The organism is Streptomyces sp. NPDC052016 (assembly GCF_044548445.1).
GTDB lineage: Bacteria > Actinomycetota > Actinomycetes > Streptomycetales > Streptomycetaceae > Streptomyces.
Genome location: NZ_JBIUBX010000033.1, coordinates 88,079 through 102,641 on the forward strand (window position 1 = coordinate 88,079; position 14,563 = coordinate 102,641).

At 72.1% G+C, this 14,563-nt stretch carries 16 protein-coding genes; 6 read left to right on the plus strand and 10 right to left on the minus strand.

Annotated elements, in window-relative coordinates; translation table 11 throughout:
* Positions 1 to 42: 42 nt before the first annotated feature.
* On the plus strand, positions 43 to 807 hold the full coding sequence (locus ACIHAR_RS34015) for a class I SAM-dependent methyltransferase (RefSeq protein ID WP_400023084.1): 765 nt from the start codon (positions 43 to 45) through the stop codon (positions 805 to 807).
* A gap of 66 nt (positions 808 to 873) precedes the next feature.
* Here the strand turns inward: ACIHAR_RS34015 and ACIHAR_RS34020 are convergent, their stop codons facing one another.
* Positions 874 to 1,215, minus strand: a complete 342-nt coding sequence (locus ACIHAR_RS34020; RefSeq protein WP_400023086.1) for a CHAT domain-containing protein — start codon at positions 1,213 to 1,215, stop codon at positions 874 to 876.
* Positions 1,216 to 1,217: 2 nt separating this feature from the next.
* The gene (locus ACIHAR_RS34025) at positions 1,218 to 2,132 is read right to left on the minus strand and encodes a CHAT domain-containing protein (protein ID WP_400023087.1); all 915 of its coding nucleotides are present in this window, start codon (positions 2,130 to 2,132) and stop codon (positions 1,218 to 1,220) included.
* Between ACIHAR_RS34025 and ACIHAR_RS34030 the strand changes: the two genes are divergently transcribed.
* Positions 2,114 to 2,467 (plus strand): hypothetical protein, encoded by a 354-nt coding sequence (locus tag ACIHAR_RS34030; RefSeq protein WP_400023088.1) that lies wholly within the window; start codon positions 2,114 to 2,116, stop codon positions 2,465 to 2,467. The two genes, ACIHAR_RS34025 and ACIHAR_RS34030, sit on opposite strands and share 19 nt — an antisense overlap.
* A 17-nt stretch (positions 2,468 to 2,484) precedes the next feature.
* Here ACIHAR_RS34030 and glpK read toward each other — a convergent pair whose 3' ends face one another.
* From glpK to ACIHAR_RS34045, 3 genes are all read right to left on the minus strand, one after another.
* On the minus strand, positions 2,485 to 4,002 hold the full coding sequence (gene glpK, locus ACIHAR_RS34035) for a glycerol kinase GlpK (RefSeq protein WP_365465384.1): 1,518 nt from the start codon (positions 4,000 to 4,002) through the stop codon (positions 2,485 to 2,487).
* A gap of 24 nt (positions 4,003 to 4,026) precedes the next feature.
* Positions 4,027 to 4,872, minus strand: coding sequence for an MIP/aquaporin family protein (locus ACIHAR_RS34040; protein WP_365465387.1), 846 nt, complete (start codon positions 4,870 to 4,872; stop codon positions 4,027 to 4,029).
* A gap of 148 nt (positions 4,873 to 5,020) precedes the next feature.
* Positions 5,021 to 5,314, minus strand: coding sequence for a hypothetical protein (locus tag ACIHAR_RS34045; protein WP_400023089.1), 294 nt, complete (start codon positions 5,312 to 5,314; stop codon positions 5,021 to 5,023).
* A 796-nt stretch (positions 5,315 to 6,110) separates the two neighbouring features.
* Here ACIHAR_RS34045 and ACIHAR_RS34050 point away from each other — a divergent pair.
* Entirely contained in the window at positions 6,111 to 6,803 is a 693-nt protein-coding gene (locus ACIHAR_RS34050; protein ID WP_384649685.1) for a CAP domain-containing protein, read from the plus strand.
* Between the two features lie 176 nt (positions 6,804 to 6,979).
* Here ACIHAR_RS34050 and ACIHAR_RS34055 read toward each other — a convergent pair whose 3' ends face one another.
* From ACIHAR_RS34055 to ACIHAR_RS34070, 4 genes are read right to left on the minus strand one after another with little or no spacing between them, the layout of a single operon-like run.
* Complete coding sequence (locus tag ACIHAR_RS34055; RefSeq protein ID WP_365465391.1) at positions 6,980 to 8,221, minus strand: cytochrome P450; 1,242 nt, start codon at positions 8,219 to 8,221, stop codon at positions 6,980 to 6,982.
* The gene (locus ACIHAR_RS34060) at positions 8,218 to 9,204 is read right to left on the minus strand and encodes an amidohydrolase family protein (RefSeq protein ID WP_365465394.1); all 987 of its coding nucleotides are present in this window, start codon (positions 9,202 to 9,204) and stop codon (positions 8,218 to 8,220) included. Before ACIHAR_RS34060 ends, ACIHAR_RS34055 begins: the two co-directional genes overlap by 4 nt.
* Positions 9,201 to 10,088: an NAD(P)-dependent oxidoreductase gene (locus ACIHAR_RS34065; protein ID WP_400023091.1), complete on the minus strand. Its 888-nt coding sequence runs from the start codon at positions 10,086 to 10,088 to the stop codon at positions 9,201 to 9,203. The genes ACIHAR_RS34060 and ACIHAR_RS34065 overlap by 4 nt, the downstream gene beginning before the upstream one ends.
* On the minus strand, positions 10,085 to 10,423 hold the full coding sequence (locus ACIHAR_RS34070) for an antibiotic biosynthesis monooxygenase family protein (protein WP_365465400.1): 339 nt from the start codon (positions 10,421 to 10,423) through the stop codon (positions 10,085 to 10,087). Before ACIHAR_RS34070 ends, ACIHAR_RS34065 begins: the two co-directional genes overlap by 4 nt.
* Positions 10,424 to 10,793: 370 nt before the next feature.
* Here ACIHAR_RS34070 and ACIHAR_RS34075 point away from each other — a divergent pair, with 370 nt between their 5' ends.
* The gene (locus tag ACIHAR_RS34075; RefSeq protein WP_365465403.1) at positions 10,794 to 11,552 is read left to right on the plus strand and encodes an IclR family transcriptional regulator; all 759 of its coding nucleotides are present in this window, start codon (positions 10,794 to 10,796) and stop codon (positions 11,550 to 11,552) included.
* Positions 11,553 to 11,652: 100 nt separating this feature from the next.
* Positions 11,653 to 12,987 (plus strand): PP2C family protein-serine/threonine phosphatase, encoded by a 1,335-nt coding sequence (locus tag ACIHAR_RS34080; protein WP_400023092.1) that lies wholly within the window; start codon positions 11,653 to 11,655, stop codon positions 12,985 to 12,987.
* A 175-nt stretch (positions 12,988 to 13,162) separates the two neighbouring features.
* Here the strand turns inward: ACIHAR_RS34080 and ACIHAR_RS34085 are convergent, their stop codons facing one another.
* Positions 13,163 to 13,591: an ATP-binding protein gene (locus ACIHAR_RS34085; RefSeq protein ID WP_365465408.1), complete on the minus strand. Its 429-nt coding sequence runs from the start codon at positions 13,589 to 13,591 to the stop codon at positions 13,163 to 13,165.
* 197 nt (positions 13,592 to 13,788) lie between these two features.
* Between ACIHAR_RS34085 and ACIHAR_RS34090 the strand changes: the two genes are divergently transcribed.
* On the plus strand, positions 13,789 to 14,556 hold the full coding sequence (locus tag ACIHAR_RS34090) for an IclR family transcriptional regulator (protein ID WP_384649701.1): 768 nt from the start codon (positions 13,789 to 13,791) through the stop codon (positions 14,554 to 14,556).
* Positions 14,557 to 14,563 lie beyond the last annotated feature (7 nt).

Sequence of the window (14,563 nt, forward strand, 5' to 3'; positions counted from 1 at the left end):
CGTCGGCCGCCGGCGGACGCCGCCGCTGCGAAAGGAACGCACATGACCACCGCCGCCGACCACTACGACCGCCTGCTCGCCGAGCACTACACCTGGATGCTGGGCGGAGACATCGAGGCCGTGGCAACGGCGCAGGCGGAACTCCTCCGCGGACTCGGGCTCGTCGCGCGCCCGGAGGACGGGGCCGCCGCCGTGGACCTCGGCTGCGGCCCCGGCCCGCAGTGCCTGGCCCTCGCCCGCCTCGGCTTCACGCCGGTGACCGCCGTCGACACCAGTGCCGTGCTCCTCGACGAACTCATGGAGCACGCCCGGCGATCCGGCACCGCGGAGACCGTCCGCCCCGTCCAGGAGGACATCCGCGGTGCTCTGCCCCGCCACTTCGCCCCGGGCTCCGCCGCGGCCGTGGTCTGCATGGGGGACACGCTGCCGCACCTGCCGGCCCGGGCGGACGTGCGGAAGCTGATCACCGAGGTGGCCGAGGCGCTCCGCCCGGGCGGCAGCTTCGTCGCCACCTACCGCGATCTGACCCGTGAACTCCATGGCACGGAACGGTTCCTCCCCGTCCGCAGCACCGACGACCGCATCCTCACCTGCTTCCTGGAGTACGTCGACGAGGAGAGGGTCCTGGTCCACGATCTGCTGCACGTCCGTCAGGACGGCGCCTGGCACCTGAGGACCAGCAGCTACCCCAAACTCCGGCTGTCCTCCCGGTGGTTGACCGACGAGTGCCGCGCGGCCGGCCTCGTCGTACGCCACGACGACAGCGGGCCCCGCGGTCTGCGGGTCCTGCACGCCGTCAAGCCCTGACGCCCAAGCCGCAGCGAAGGCACCGTCCGGCACGGACGCCGACGGGCCGTCCGTGCTGGACACCCTCTACGGACCGGCGTGCACCTGGCAGGCCCACAGGCTGGGCGTCGCGGGATACGTGTCACGCAGGGCGCGCACGGTGCTGTGCAGGGCCTGGGCCGTCCGGCCGACGTCCAGCGCGCCGCCGCCCGTGTGCAGGGCCTCGTACACGCTCCGGGCGACCTCGGCTCCGATCGCGTCGACCACGTGCCACAGGGAGCCGACCACGTGCGGGAAGCCGGCCATCTGGAAGGCGCTGACGATGTGGACGGCCTCGTCGGCGAGGTCGGTGCTGGTGCGCAGGGTGTCGCATGCGGACAGGTAGGCGAGCCGGGCGGAGGGCAGCCGCAGCCGCGCGAGGTCGCGCACGGTCAGCGGGTGTGCGCCGTGATCGTGCAGGACCAGCCGACTGCGGGAGGGACGCTCCAGGCGCTCAGCGCGTGGCAGGCGAAGTGCACGTACGCGTGGCGCGGCAGGGCGGCGACGATCGCCGAGCGGGTGGCGGAGGTGTCCGCCAGCACCGCGGCGCCGGGCAGCAGCCCGGCCAGGTGCTGCGACTCGCGGCGTGCGCCGGGCAGCGGAGGCGTTCCGTCGGCCTCCGCCACGCTGACGACCAGCGTGCCGCTGACCGCGTCCGGGCGGACGGCACGCTGCCGTGCGTGGTGCAGGGCCCGCAGCGTGGGCGTGTACGAGGACACGACACGGTCGAGCGCGCCGGGCGCGCCGTCGGCCGGGGCCGCCGCGTGCAGGGGCAGGGTGCCCAGGGCGCCGCCGGGCGACCACCACACGCGGGGCCACGGTCCGGCGGGTGCGGACGGCACGCCCAGGTGGTCGAGGACGGGGCCGGTGACCTCCCGCCACAGCCAGCCGAGGGTGTCCCGGACGACCTGCTGGGCGCGCTGCGACTGCTTGCGCGGGGTCCCCGGCGCCTCGATGCGCATCAGCGCGTCCTGGAAAACCTGCCGGCGCGCCGCCGTGGTCCGCGCGTCGAGCCCCGGCAGCGGCACGGCGTCCACGGAGCGCTCGGTGACGATCAGGGCGTCACTGCCGTACGGAGAGACGTTGACCAGGACCACCGGGCCTTCAGCGGCCGTCGCGCGCAGTTCGCGCTCGTCCCACTCCCGCACCGGACGCAGGAGGCCCAGTCCGGGGTGCTCGGCGCGGATACGGGAGGTGAGTTCCCGCCATGCGGCGGCCAGTTGCTGGCGCCGGTCCGCCGGGGCGTCGGAGGCGGGAGCCGCGCTCCCCTCAGGCGCGGCTTCGCCCGGTGACTCCTCACCGAACACGTCCCGGACTTCCGCCCGCGTACCCGGCGCGGCGCAACCAGTCCGCCCGTGACTCCTTCGGTGCCGCCGCCCGCCTCGCCGCCTGGGCCGTGGGTTACGCCCTGCTGGCCTGCTGGTGGTGGCCGGCCGCCCTGGTCGCCGCGGGCTGCGCGGCGGTGTCCCGTGCCCGTGCCCGCACCGCCGTTGACGCCCTCGCGGGCCTCATCGAGGCCGCCGTCGACGTCCACGGCAGGGAACTGGCCACGCGGGTGGGCCTGATCGCCCCGGACGCGACGGGACTGCTGGCCCAGGACACGGGAGACGCCATGTCCGAGCTCTTCAGGAAGGCCGACTGACCGCCCGGCGGGCCGGGTTACTCGACCTTGGCCCAGTCGAGGGTGCGCTCCACCGCCTTCTTCCAGCCCGCGTAGCCCTCTTCCCGCTGTTCGTCGGACCACTGGGGCTCCCAGCGCTTGGACTCCTGCCAGTGGGTGCGCAGTTCGTCCGTGTCCCGCCAGAAGCCGGTGGCGAGACCCGCCGCATAGGCGGCGCCGAGCGCGGTGGTCTCGGCGACGACGGGCCGGCTGACGGGAACGCCGAGAACGTCCGCCTGGATCTGCATGCACAGGTCGTTCGCGGTCACTCCGCCGTCGACCTTGAGGACGTCGAGGTGGACTCCGGAGTCCTGCTCCATGGCCTCGACGACGTCGCGGCTCTGGTAGCAGATGGCTTCCAGGGTGGCCCGTGCGAGGTGGCCGTTGTCGTTGTACCGGGCGAGGCCCACGATCGCGCCGCGGGCGTCGGAGCGCCAGTACGGAGCGAACAGGCCCGAGAAGGCGGGGACGAAGTACACGCCGCCGTTGTCCGCGACGGTACGGGCCAGGGTCTCGCTCTCCGGCGCGCTGTTGATGATCTTCATCTGGTCGCGCAGCCACTGCACCGCGGACCCGGTCACCGCGATGGAGCCCTCCAGGGCGTAGATCGCCGGGCTGTCGCCGAACTGGTACGCCACGGTGGTGAGGAGCCCGTGCTGCGAACGCACCAGCTCTGTGCCCGTGTTGAGGACGAGGAAGTTCCCGGTGCCGTACGTGTTCTTGGCTTCGCCCGGCGCGTAGCAGACCTGTCCGACCGTGGCCGCCTGCTGGTCGCCGAGCACCCCGCTGATGGGGATGGCGGCCCGCATGGGGCGGGAGGAGCGGGTGACGCCGAACGCCTCGCGGTGCGAGGAGGGGTTGATGGTGGGCAGCATCGCGCGGGGGATGTCGAAGAAGCCCAGCAGTTCGTCGTCCCAGTCGAGGGTCTCCAGATCCATCAGCATGGTGCGGCTGGCGTTGGTGACGTCCGTGGCGTGGATACCGCCGTCGGGGCCGCCGGTCAGGTTCCACAGGACCCAGGCGTCCGTGTTGCCGAAGAGGGCGTGGCCCTTCTCCGCCGCTTCGCGGACACCGTCGACGTTCTCCAGGATCCACTGGATCTTGCCGCCGGAGAAGTAGGTGGCCGGCGGCAGCCCCGCCTTGCGGCGGATGACGTCGCCCTGGCCCGAGCGTTCCAGGGCGGCGGCGATGGAGTCGGTGCGGGTGTCCTGCCAGACGATGGCGTTGTAGTAGGGGCGCCCGTTGCGCGGGTCCCACACGACCGTGGTCTCCCGCTGGTTGGTGATGCCGATCGCCGCCAGGTCCTCCGGGGACAGGTTGCCGGTCCGCAGAGCGGTCTGCATCACCGAGTTGGTGCGTTCCCAGATCTCCACCGGGTCGTGCTCCACCCACCCGGACTGCGGAAGGAACTGGGTGTGCTCCAGCTGGTGCCTCGCCACCTCGTTGCCGTCGTGGTCGAAGATCATGAATCGGGTGCTGGTGGTCCCTTGGTCCACCGCTCCGACGAAGTCAGCCATGGTGTGCCGCCTCTGTTGCTCGTGTCAGCGCTCGGGAGTGGGGACGCGGCCGGGAGGCTCGGGCTCGGCCGTCGGCAGGAACCGCCCGACGAGGAACTTGTACAGGAAGGCACCGAGCAGGCCGCCGATCAGGGGACCGAGGATCGGCACCCAGAAGTAGAGGTTCCCGTACTGATCTCGCCACGCTCCGCCGTAGCCGGTGATGAAACTCGCCAGCCGGGGCCCGAAGTCACGAGCCGGATTGATCGCGTAACCCGCGTTGGTTCCCCACGCCATACCGATGGCGACGACGATCAGACCGACGATGAACGGGGCCAGATTCGCGCCGGGCGGGTTGTTGAGCAGGTCGGTGACGGCCATTACCAGGAGCAGCAGGAGAGCGGTGCCGATGACCTGGTCGCGGAAGGCGCCCCACTCGTACAACGGGAGGTTGGGGTTGCCGTTGGCGGGCAGCGTGGAGAAGACGCCCTGTGTCTTGATGGTGTGGCCGGGGTCGGCCTTCGCGAGCGCCTCGGTGTAGTTCCAGCGCACGATCAGCGCCGCGACGAAGGCTCCCGCCGTCTGGGCCACCGCGTACGGCAGCACCTTGCTCCAGGGGAAGCCCTTGAACGCCGCCAGGGCGAGGGTCACCGCGGGGTTGATGTGCGCGCCGCTCAGCCGGGCGGCGACGTAGACGCCCAGGGTGACGCCGAGGCCCCAGGCCCAGGCGATGCTGTCGTGGTCTCCGAGGCCTCCCGGGGGAGTCGTGAGGGCGCCGCCCGCAACCACCTGGGCCACCACGCCGCAGCCGAAGAGGATGAGAATCATCGTGCCGGCGAACTCGGCCGACAACTCGCCGACCAGCCCCGACCTTTTGAACCGCTCAGCCATGGAAGCCCGCTTTCCGCCGGCTGCAGGGCCGGCTGTCGACTGCCAGAGCTATTCTCAGATCAGCATAAGGCGATCATGAAAAAGTCGCAGATGTGACTGAATATTCGCTTATAAGCGACTAGACGTACAATCCGCCGGGTTTGCGACCTCACGCACAGGCCTCCGGTCGGCCCTGCGGAACGGACCCCGCCGCCCGGGCGAAGCCCCGCACGCCGGGGAAGTCCCCTGCGAAGAGGAAACGGAGCGCCCTCCCGCGGCCGAAGCCGGCGTTGCGCTCGGGAACGGTGATCGACACGTCCGAGGCGACCGCCGCCCGCTCGCCGTGCGCGAGCGGCTCCCTCAGGGCGATGCGCAGCGCGGTGCGGTCCGCGCCGAGGCGCCCGGCGTGCCGCCGCGAACGCCGGACGCGCGGACGGGGGACGGCCTGGCTGGTATGTCGCACTTGTTCTCACCGTCGCCCCGCAGGCGTACGTACATCTCACGCAGAGGCCGGTCGCATGCGTTGCGCACGACACCCGCTGTCGGCCCGTCCGTCGGGAGCCGTCGGCATCGCCGCTCAAGCACGTCGTACCGGAGTCCGTCGGGTGTCGCGGCCCCCGGCGGTCCTCGCCCCGGTCCCGGGTGCCGTGACGGCGTCGGTCACGATGGCGCCCGCCGCCACGAGCCGCACGGGCAGGTAACGAGCGGCCGGCGAGCGGTCGTTGGCGGCCGTACGGGTAGCGGCGGCATGGCAGTGGTCGATGCCGCGGGGACCGGACGCCGCACCCCGGCCGGGACGATGCGGAAGCTCGTGGACGACGGGGCCGGGCGCCCGGCGGAAATGGTTGCACCCGCTCTCGGTGACATCCGTCACGCGGGCTTCCGGTATCAACGTCGTCGGGTAGTACTTCGCGCCCGGAAGATATAGGCGGATGTGCCACCTGTAAGCGGACATACGGCGCACATGCTCCAAGGGTGCGTCCGGCGGTCGTCCCCTCCGCGTCGTCTCCCGGGCGCCGATGGGTTCCTGGCTGTGTGTCAGGTACTGACGTGGTGCGGGCCGGCTGGGTCAGCACATCCCCGCGCCGGATTCAAGAGCCTCCGACGACTACGAAGCGCGGTAGTGGACAGGCCCGTTGCCCCTCCTCGGTTCGCGTTTGAGAATGACGGCCGCAAACGGCGTCTTTGCAGGTCAGGCCCAGCGTCCGCGCAGAGCCGAGCCACGACAGGCGCCCTCGAGACGACCGAGCGAGGCCCGCATGAGCAAGCACCGCAGGAAGACGCGTCACCGGCACATAGCCATCGCCGCCGTCGCACTTGGCGCGCTGGCGATACCGACCGCCGCCATGGCCTGCATGGACGAGGACAGCGCCGCGGGCGCCGAGTCCTCCGGTCAGTGGAAGAACTGGAGGAACGGGTCCTGGGACGGCCGGTGGACGGACGACGAGGGGACCTCGCGGCCCGGGGCCTCGGCATCGCCGACGACCCCCGCGCCGGCCTCGACGGGAGCCGCCGCATCCGGACAGCCCACCGCTCCGAGCTCCGCGAGCACCCCCACCGCGGCAGCCCCGGCGTCCACCGCCGTGGCGCGCGTCGTGACCCTGGTCAACAGCGAGCGCAGCAAGGCCGGCTGCTCGGCGGTGACCCTGAACGCGAAGCTGTCGCAGGCCGCCCAGGCCCACAGCGCGGACATGGCGAGCCACAAGAACATGTCCCACACGGGCTCCGACGGTTCCGACGCGGGTGAGCGGATCACGCGCGCCGGTTACAACTGGCGCACCTACGGCGAGAACGTCGCCTACGGATACTCCACCCCCGAGAAGGTCATGGCGGGCTGGATGTCCAGCCCCGGCCACAAGCGCAACATCCTGAACTGCGCCTTCAAGGAGATCGGTGTCGGCCTCGCACAGCCCGGCAACTACTGGACGCAGAACTTCGCCACGGCCCGCTGACCGCTCGGGCCGGCCTGCGCACCCCGTGGGAAACGACTGACGCCGAACGGGCCCCTCGAGCGAGGGGCCCGTCCGGCGTGCCCGGGAGAGGACCGGTCATGTGGCCGTGCCGCGGGGAGGGGCAGGGGAGGCGGCGCCGTGGGGCTGCCGCGCTCCCGCTGCCGGGACGCCGTCGGTCACCCGGCGGGATCCAGCACGACCGGCAGCTCCGCCAGGCCGCGGAAGGCCGGGAAGGGAACCGTCATCCACCGCGGCTCGCCCGCCGGGTCGGCGAGCGTCATCCTCGGGAACCGGCCGAACAGGCCGACGAGGGCCAGCTCCATCTCCAGCCGGGCCAGCGGCGCGCCCAGGCAGTAGTGGATGCCGTGACCGAACCCGACATGGGCGTTCTGGGCGTTGCCCTGCCGCGTCACGTCGAACTCGTCCGGGCGGTCGAACTTCCGCGGATCGCGGTTGGCCGAACTGAGCGCGATCTGCACCAGGGCGCCCTTCGGGATCCGCGTCCCGGCGTACTCCACGTCCTCGGTCGCGTAGCGGAACGTCGAGCTCTCCACGGAGCCGTCGTAGCGCATCACCTCCTCGACCGCCGGGCCGACCAGCTCGGGGTTCTCGTGCACCGCGCGCAGCTGTGCGGGATGCGCGAGGAGGTGGTGGACGGCGTTGCCGAGGAGGTACGCGGTCGTCTTGTGACCCGCGAACATCACCAGGAACGCCGTGGAGACCATCTCGTTCTCGGTGAGCCCGCCGTCGTTGTCCCGCACCTGGATGAGCGCGCTCATCAGGTCGTCACCGGGACGGCTGCGCTTGGCGGCGACGAGGTCCGTGAAGTACCCGTGCAGATCCACCTCCGCCTGCTGCTGGGCCCGTCTGGACTCCTCGCTGAACCCGGCCTGCGCCACCGTGGTGGACAGGTACTGCATCCGCGACCGCTCCTCGGGCGGTACGCCGAGCAGCTCGCAGATCACGATGATCGGCAGCGGGAACGCGAACGCGGGCAGCAGGTCGAAGGGCTCCCTGGTCGGGCACTCGTCGAGGAGCCTCTCGACGATGTCCTGGATCTGCGGCCGCAGGGCCTCCACGCGCCGTGGTGTGAAGGCCGAGTTGACCAGCTTGCGCAGCCGGGTGTGCTTGGGCGGGTCGGAGTTGAGCATGTTGTCGTCCAGCGCCACGGACGAGTCACCGAAGATCCTCCGGTAGGTGTCCATGGCCCCGTACATGTCCTTGCTCAGCCGCGGATCCGACAGGGCGGCCCGCGCGTCCTCGTACCGCGTGATCAGGTACGTCTCGTTGCCGTGCGGCGGTCTCATGGGGCAGACCGGGGCCTCTTCCCGGAGGCGGGCGTAGACCGCGTGAGGGTCGCGCCGGTACTCCGGGCTGCACCGCTCGGCCGCGGTGATGGCGTCCTGCGTCGTGGTCACGGACGACTCCTCAGGTCGAAGAGGGCTTCGGCGTTGCCGCCGAGGATGCGCTGCTGGGACGCCTTGTCGACGGGCAGCTTCTCGATCATGCGGACGAAGTCCTCCAGCGGCGCCGCCATGGGCGGTGAGTCGGTGCCGAACAGCATCCGCTCGGGGCCGAGCACCTCGGCGTTGAGCGCCAGGTGCGCCTGGCTGAACGGGCTGGTGTCGACGTACATGCGCTGGAGTGCCGCGGCCGGGTCGGCTACCGGCGCCTCGGCGGACCGAGGGGCGGAGGCCCGTGCCGCGGGCCCGCCGGGGGGCGGTGCCCCCCCGGCCCAGTGCCGGGGGCGCGCCGCCGTCTGCAGGCGCTCCGGCAGCAGCGCCATCGCGCCGCCGCCGGTCGCGCCGATCAGCCGCAGACCGGGGTACTTGTCCAGCCATCCCGCGAACGCGATCATGGCCATGCCGACGGTGAGGTCGCCGAACCGGCCGATCTGCTCGACGAAGCCGGTCTCCTCGACCCGTTCCGTGCCCACCGGCTCGGCCGGGGCGTGCACCAGGACCGGTACTCCCGCCTCCGCGGCCAGCGCGAAGAAGGAGTCCGCACGCGGGGAGCCGAGCAGCTCCCCGTGGACGCTGGACGTGGTGATCAGGCCGACGAAGGCGGGGTCCGCCAGGGTCTCCCGCACCCCTTCGAGGTGATCGTCGTCGCCGAACGGGTTGGCGTACACGTAGCCGCGCAACTGGTCCGGGAACTTCGCGATCAGCCCGGACATCCACGCGTGGAAGCCACGGAGCCGGTCGCGGGGCTGCGCGTAGTTGTCGACGCCCGGGACCCGCGCCATCGCGCCGGCGCCCACGGGGCTGCCGATGATGGTGAGGTCGATGCCGGCCTCCGCGCGAGCGGCGAGCATGCCGTCGACGTCGGTCAGGCTCGGGGGCATGGGGAAGCGTTCGGCCGCCTCCGGTGGGGACAGGTGCCCGTGGATGTCGATGATCATGTGTCGCTTCCAGGGTTCGGTGTGAGTGCGCGGACGACCGCGGCACAGTCCTCGTCGCCCAGCCCTTGCTCGGTGGCGCGGACGTGGGTCTCGGCCGCGGCGGCCGCCAGTGGCAGATGCAGCCCTGCCGCCGCTGCCTGCTTGGAAGCGAGCATGAGGTCTTTCGCCATCAGCCGCAGCCGGAAGTCCGGCTCCTCGAAGCGGCCGGAGGCCAGGCGCCTCGACTTGAACGCCATGACGGGCGAGGCGAAACCGCTGCCCGCGATGGTCTTGAGGACCAGCTGCCGGTCGAGGCCGGAGGCGGCCGCCAGTTCGGTGGCCTCGGCCATGGCCTGCACCTCCACACCCATGAGCAGGTTGAGGAGCAGCTTCATCCGCATGCCGGACCCGAGTGCGCCCAGATGGACGACCTCCTTGCCCAGCATCTCCAGCAGCGGCCGGCCGGCCTCGAACACCTGCTTCTCGCCGCCGACGAAGAGCCGCAGCTCGCCGTCGCGGGCGTGGTCGCGGTTGCCGAGCATGCCGACGTCCAGGACCGTGGGGAGATCCCCGGCGATCTGCACGACCTCCTCGGGGGCGACGGTGCTGGCGCAGATCAGGGTGCCGGGGTAGGCGCCCGCGGCCAGCACGCCGTCGGGTCCGCGCAGCACCTCGCCCAGGGCTTCGCCGTCGGCGACGCTGCAGATGGCGGTGCTCGTCCCCTCGACGGCCTCCGCGGGGTGGGCCGCCACGAAGGCGCCCGCCTCGGCGAGCGGTGCGGCCCGCTCCGGGGTGCGGTTCCACACCCGCACTTGTATCCCCTGGTCCAGGAGACGGGTGGCCAGGCCGGTGCCCATCCTGCCCAGGCCGATCACGGCGACGGAGCCGGTGGTCATGCGCGTCATGACTTCACCCCCACGGTCTCCTTGACGACCCGGAACCGCAGCGACTGCGTCGAGTCGACCCACTGGCGCAGCGGAGCGACCAGCGCCTGGTGCTCCTCGCTCTGCTGCCAGGCGAAGAAGTGCTCGGGCGTCTCCCATTCGCTGGTGATCACCCACTGACGGGAGTCGTCCACGGGTTCTCCCAGCCGTTCGACGATGTGGCCGGGAGTCCGGGCGACGGACTTCCGGATCCGGTCGTACATTTCGAGGAACCCTCGCTCGCCGCCCTCGATCACGCGGACGGTGAAGACGACGGACAGCTTGTCGGCCGAGTGGCCGTTCTGTTCGGTGCCCATATCTCCTCCTGATGGTGAGATCTGGCAGGACACGACTCCTACCGACTCATGTCGCCCGTGCGGACGCAACTCCGAATGGGGCGGGGGCCAGTGGGCACAAGGGGTTCACGCTCCGCTGTTGAGCTGTTCGGGTGAGTGAGCGGTGGTACCCGTTTCGCCGGTCCGAGCGTGCCGCGAGACCGCACCACGGGGCCCGACGAGCCGCTGGGGCAACCGGCGCCTCCGGGTCCGCAGGGGGCGTCACGGACGGGAACGGGAGGGTGGAGGCGGCGCGGAACGGCCGCCCCGACTCCGTCGGCGCAGCCCCTCCGCCCCCCGATGGAGAAGGGCGACTCTTGCCTGCGCCACGCGCTCGGCGCACGCTGGGGGTGTGGGTGCTCGTGACGGTCCGACGCTCATCACCTCCGTGCAGCGAGCCTTCCGTCTGCTGGAGGCGGTGAGCGCGCACGTGAACGGCGCGCCGGCGAAGCAGCTGGCGCGTGAGACGGGCCTGCCCCTGGCCACCGCCTACCACCTGTTGCGGACGCTCGTGCACGACGGATACGTGCGGAAGCTGGACGACGGCGGGTTCGTCCTGGGCGACAAGCTCGAGGCGCTGCACACCGCCGGCCGCGGGCAGGCGCTGCTCAGCCGGGTCCGTCCCACGCTCGCCGCTCTGCGGGACGAGCTGGCGACCGCCGCCTACCTCACCTTCTACGAGGAGGGCGAGATCCGGGTGGCGGAGATCGTCGACGGGCCCCGGGCACCCCGGGTCGACCTCTGGGTGGGCTTCGAGGACGCGGGGCACGCCACCGCGCTGGGCAAGTCCGTGCTGCGGGAGATGGATGACGAGTCCCGCAAGGACTACCTCTCCCGGCACCACCTCGCAGACCTCACCCCCCGGACCATCACCAGCCCTCCGGAGCTGCTCCGGCGGCTCGACTCCTCCCCGGTGGCCCCGGCCGTCACGGACCTGGAGGAGTACGCCCTCGGCACGGTCTGCGTGGCCGTGCCCGTGTACAGCGGGGAGACGATCGGCTCGCTCGGCGTCTCGCTGCCGGCGGAGGGGCTCTCCCGGCTGAGGGAGATCCGGGCGCGGCTGATCCCGACCGCGAGCCGCGTGACGCGGGGCCTCTCGCTCACTATCTGAAAATCCTCTCCTTGTGACGCCCGAGCCGAACACGTTTTCCTGGACCAAACGGACATGTCGGGAGTGCACCCGCAGACAGGTGAGGACCGCGGACGAAAACATGAGTCAGGCCCGAGACCATGGTGGCGCCCATTGGCCGATACGGCCGTTCAGCAACCGAGGGGGACGTACGTCGGCCCGGCGACGGGCCGCCCCGCACCTCGCCGCAGGCATCCCCGTACTCCCCGTGCTCGTCGTCTCCCTCGTGGTGGTCGTCGACCTCGTCGGCGGAGCGGGGATGATCTGGCTGCCGCTGCTCGCGGCCGGCCCGGCGCTGGCCGCGACCACCAACGGCCCCCGCGGCGTCCTCTGCGTCGGTCTCCTCGCCGCGGTGCTGAGCGTGGCGCTCGGCACCCGGGACGGCGTGCACACCCGTGACATGGTGGCCGTCCTGTCCGCCATAGTGGCCGTCTCCCTGGCGAGCGGCCTGGCCAGCTCGCTGCGCGGGCGCCGTGAGCGGGTGCTCGCGGACGTCCGCTCGGTCGCGGAGGCCGCGCAGCACGCGCTGCTCAAGCCCATACCCGAGACGGTCGGCCCGTTCCGGGTGGCCGTCCGCTACAGCGCCGCGGCGGCGGAGGCCCGGATCGGCGGCGACCTCTACGCACTGCTGTCCACCCCGCACGGTGTGCGGCTGATCGTCGGTGATGTACGCGGCAAGGGTCTGCCGGCCGTGGGGACCGCCGCACTCGTGCTCGGTGTCTTCCGCGAGGCCGCCTACGACGAGCCCGATCTCCTCGACGTCGTCGCGAGGATCGAGCGCAGCCTGGCACGCAACCTGGGCAGCGACGACTTCGTCACCGCCGTGGTCGCCGGATACCCGCCGTCGGGCCGTCTCGAGGTCGTCAACTGCGGGCACGCCCCGCCGCTGATGGTGCGCGCGTGCGGTGACATCGTCACGCTGGAGCCCGCCCATCCGACCCCGCCCCTCGGCCTGCGCGCCCTGTCGGGGCAGGCCCCCGTCCTCCAGGTGCTGCCCTTCACCGACGGGGACCAGCTGCTGCTCTACACCGACGGGGTCACCGAGGCCCGTGACCACGGGCGTGCGTTCTACCCTCTGGCCGAGGGGCTGGAGCGCCACGTGTGCGAGGAGCCGGCGCGTACGCTCACCGCGCTCCATGAGGAGCTGCTGGCGCACGTGGGCGGCCGGCTGCATGACGACGCGGCGCTGCTCCTCCTGCGCAAGCCGGACGGTGCCGAGCCGGCCGAGGCCGGGGAGCCGGCCGTCGCCGAGCCGGGCACGGCCGAACCGGCGCTGTCGAAGCGGGTGAGGCCCGAAGCGGCGTCCGGCGCCGGTCGCGGCCCCCACCCCCTGACGGCCCGCTTGCCGTTCACCGTCGGGCGGGGCGCCCGGCGCCCGGGGAACAGCCGTGGGCGCCCCCTGCAGGATCAGGCCTGACCAGCTCTGACCGGCGGGGGGCGTGCGGGGGGCGTCGCCTCACGCCGCCAAGAAGCCACGAATTCGCGGGGGCGCTCCGCGACGAGATCGGCGGTGGCGCGCCGCCTCAGCGGCCACGAATCAGGCGTAGGGGCGCCGCCTCACGCCGTGACGAGTCCGGCGGGGGCGCGCCGCCTCACGCCGCGACGAGTTCGGCCCACCGGGTGACCCCACCGGCGTGGACGCGTATGCCGTGCCGGGTCGCCAGCGCGTGGACGATCTCCTCGCCCCGGCCGTGCTCGTCCGGGTCGATCTCCTCGGAGCACCGGCTCGCCGGCGGAAGCGCGGGGCCCGCGTCGGTGACCTCGACGCGCAGGGTCTCGAGCCCGCCGTCGCGGAACCGCGTCAGCCGCAGCTCCGCCGGCGGCAGGGCGTGGACGAACGCGTTGGTGAGCAGCTCGGACACGACCAGAAGCGAGTCCTCGACCAGCTCCGGGGCGACGTTCCACTCGGTCAGGACCGCTCCGGCGCGTCGACGCACGGCCGAGACGGCGCCCGTGACGGGCGGAAGTCGCCATACGTGTTCGACGACCTCCCTGAGCATGGTGTTGAGCTCTACCGTCATCTGGTGTCCTCCGATGGGCTCTGCCGGCCGTACGCGGCCCTCAGCGCGCGTTTGCCGGGCTTCAGTGCACGCTACGGAGTGGGACAAAGCCGGTCAATGAACGCGGGTCGGCATTACCGAACGTTCACCCGCCCCTGGTAGCGAGGCGTCGGCCTCCACGTACAGCGGGCCGTCCGCGGCGGTAATAAGCTCGTTCCATGGCCGGCCCTGTTCAGTCGATCGAGCGGGCGGCGGCGATCCTGCGTCTGCTCGCCGGTGGGCCCCGCCGACTCGGGCTCGGCGAGGTGGCGGCCTCGCTCGGGCTGGCGAAGGGCACCGCCCACGGCATTCTGCGCACGCTCCAGCACGTGGACTTCGTGGAGCAGGACGCGGCGACCGGGAAGTACCAGCTCGGAGCGGCCCTGCTGCACCTGGGCACCAGTTACCTCGACGTCAACGAGCTGCGCTCGCGCTCCATCAACTGGGCCGACGCCCTGGCCGCCCGGAGCGGGGAGGCGGTCCGCCTCGGCACTCCCCTGGAGGGCAAGGTCCTCGTCGTCCACCATGTGTTCCGGCCGGACGACACCCTCCAGACCCTGGACGTGGGCTCGCTGCTGCCGCTGCACGCCTCCTCGCTCGGCAAGGTCCTGCTGGCCTTCGGCACGGCATCCCTCGAGTCGGCCCTGGAGCCGGAGCTCGAGGCCTACACCCGGCACACCCTGGTCGTCCCGGAGCAGCTCTCCCGCGCACTCGCCGAGATCCGGGACATCGGATGGGCCGGCGAGGTCCAGGAGATGAGCATGGGAGAGGCGAGCGTCGCCTCACCGATCCGCGGGCACGGCGGCCTCGTGGTGGGCGCCATCGGACTGTCCGGCCCCGTCGAGAGGATCTGCGACAGCCAGGGCCACCCCCGGCCGAGCCTGATCACCCTGCTCCGTGAGGCCGCACGGGCGATCTCCAGAGACCTGGGCGCCGCTCGCTGGTGACACCACG

Bases quoted from the DNA above. Each gene is read 5' to 3' on its own strand.
- ACIHAR_RS34015 (WP_400023084.1), top strand. From the start codon at position 43: ATGACCACCGCCGCCGACCACTACGACCGCCTGCTCGCCGAGCACTAC.
- glpK (WP_365465384.1), bottom strand. From the start codon at position 4,002: ATGGCTGACTTCGTCGGAGCGGTGGACCAAGGGACCACCAGCACCCGA.
- ACIHAR_RS34040 (WP_365465387.1), bottom strand. From the start codon at position 4,872: ATGGCTGAGCGGTTCAAAAGGTCGGGGCTGGTCGGCGAGTTGTCGGCC.
- ACIHAR_RS34050 (WP_384649685.1), top strand. From the start codon at position 6,111: ATGAGCAAGCACCGCAGGAAGACGCGTCACCGGCACATAGCCATCGCC.
- ACIHAR_RS34060 (WP_365465394.1), bottom strand. From the start codon at position 9,204: ATGATCATCGACATCCACGGGCACCTGTCCCCACCGGAGGCGGCCGAA.
- ACIHAR_RS34065 (WP_400023091.1), bottom strand. From the start codon at position 10,088: ATGACGCGCATGACCACCGGCTCCGTCGCCGTGATCGGCCTGGGCAGG.
- ACIHAR_RS34070 (WP_365465400.1), bottom strand. From the start codon at position 10,423: ATGGGCACCGAACAGAACGGCCACTCGGCCGACAAGCTGTCCGTCGTC.
- ACIHAR_RS34080 (WP_400023092.1), top strand. From the start codon at position 11,653: ATGAGTCAGGCCCGAGACCATGGTGGCGCCCATTGGCCGATACGGCCG.
- ACIHAR_RS34085 (WP_365465408.1), bottom strand. From the start codon at position 13,591: ATGACGGTAGAGCTCAACACCATGCTCAGGGAGGTCGTCGAACACGTA.
- ACIHAR_RS34090 (WP_384649701.1), top strand. From the start codon at position 13,789: ATGGCCGGCCCTGTTCAGTCGATCGAGCGGGCGGCGGCGATCCTGCGT.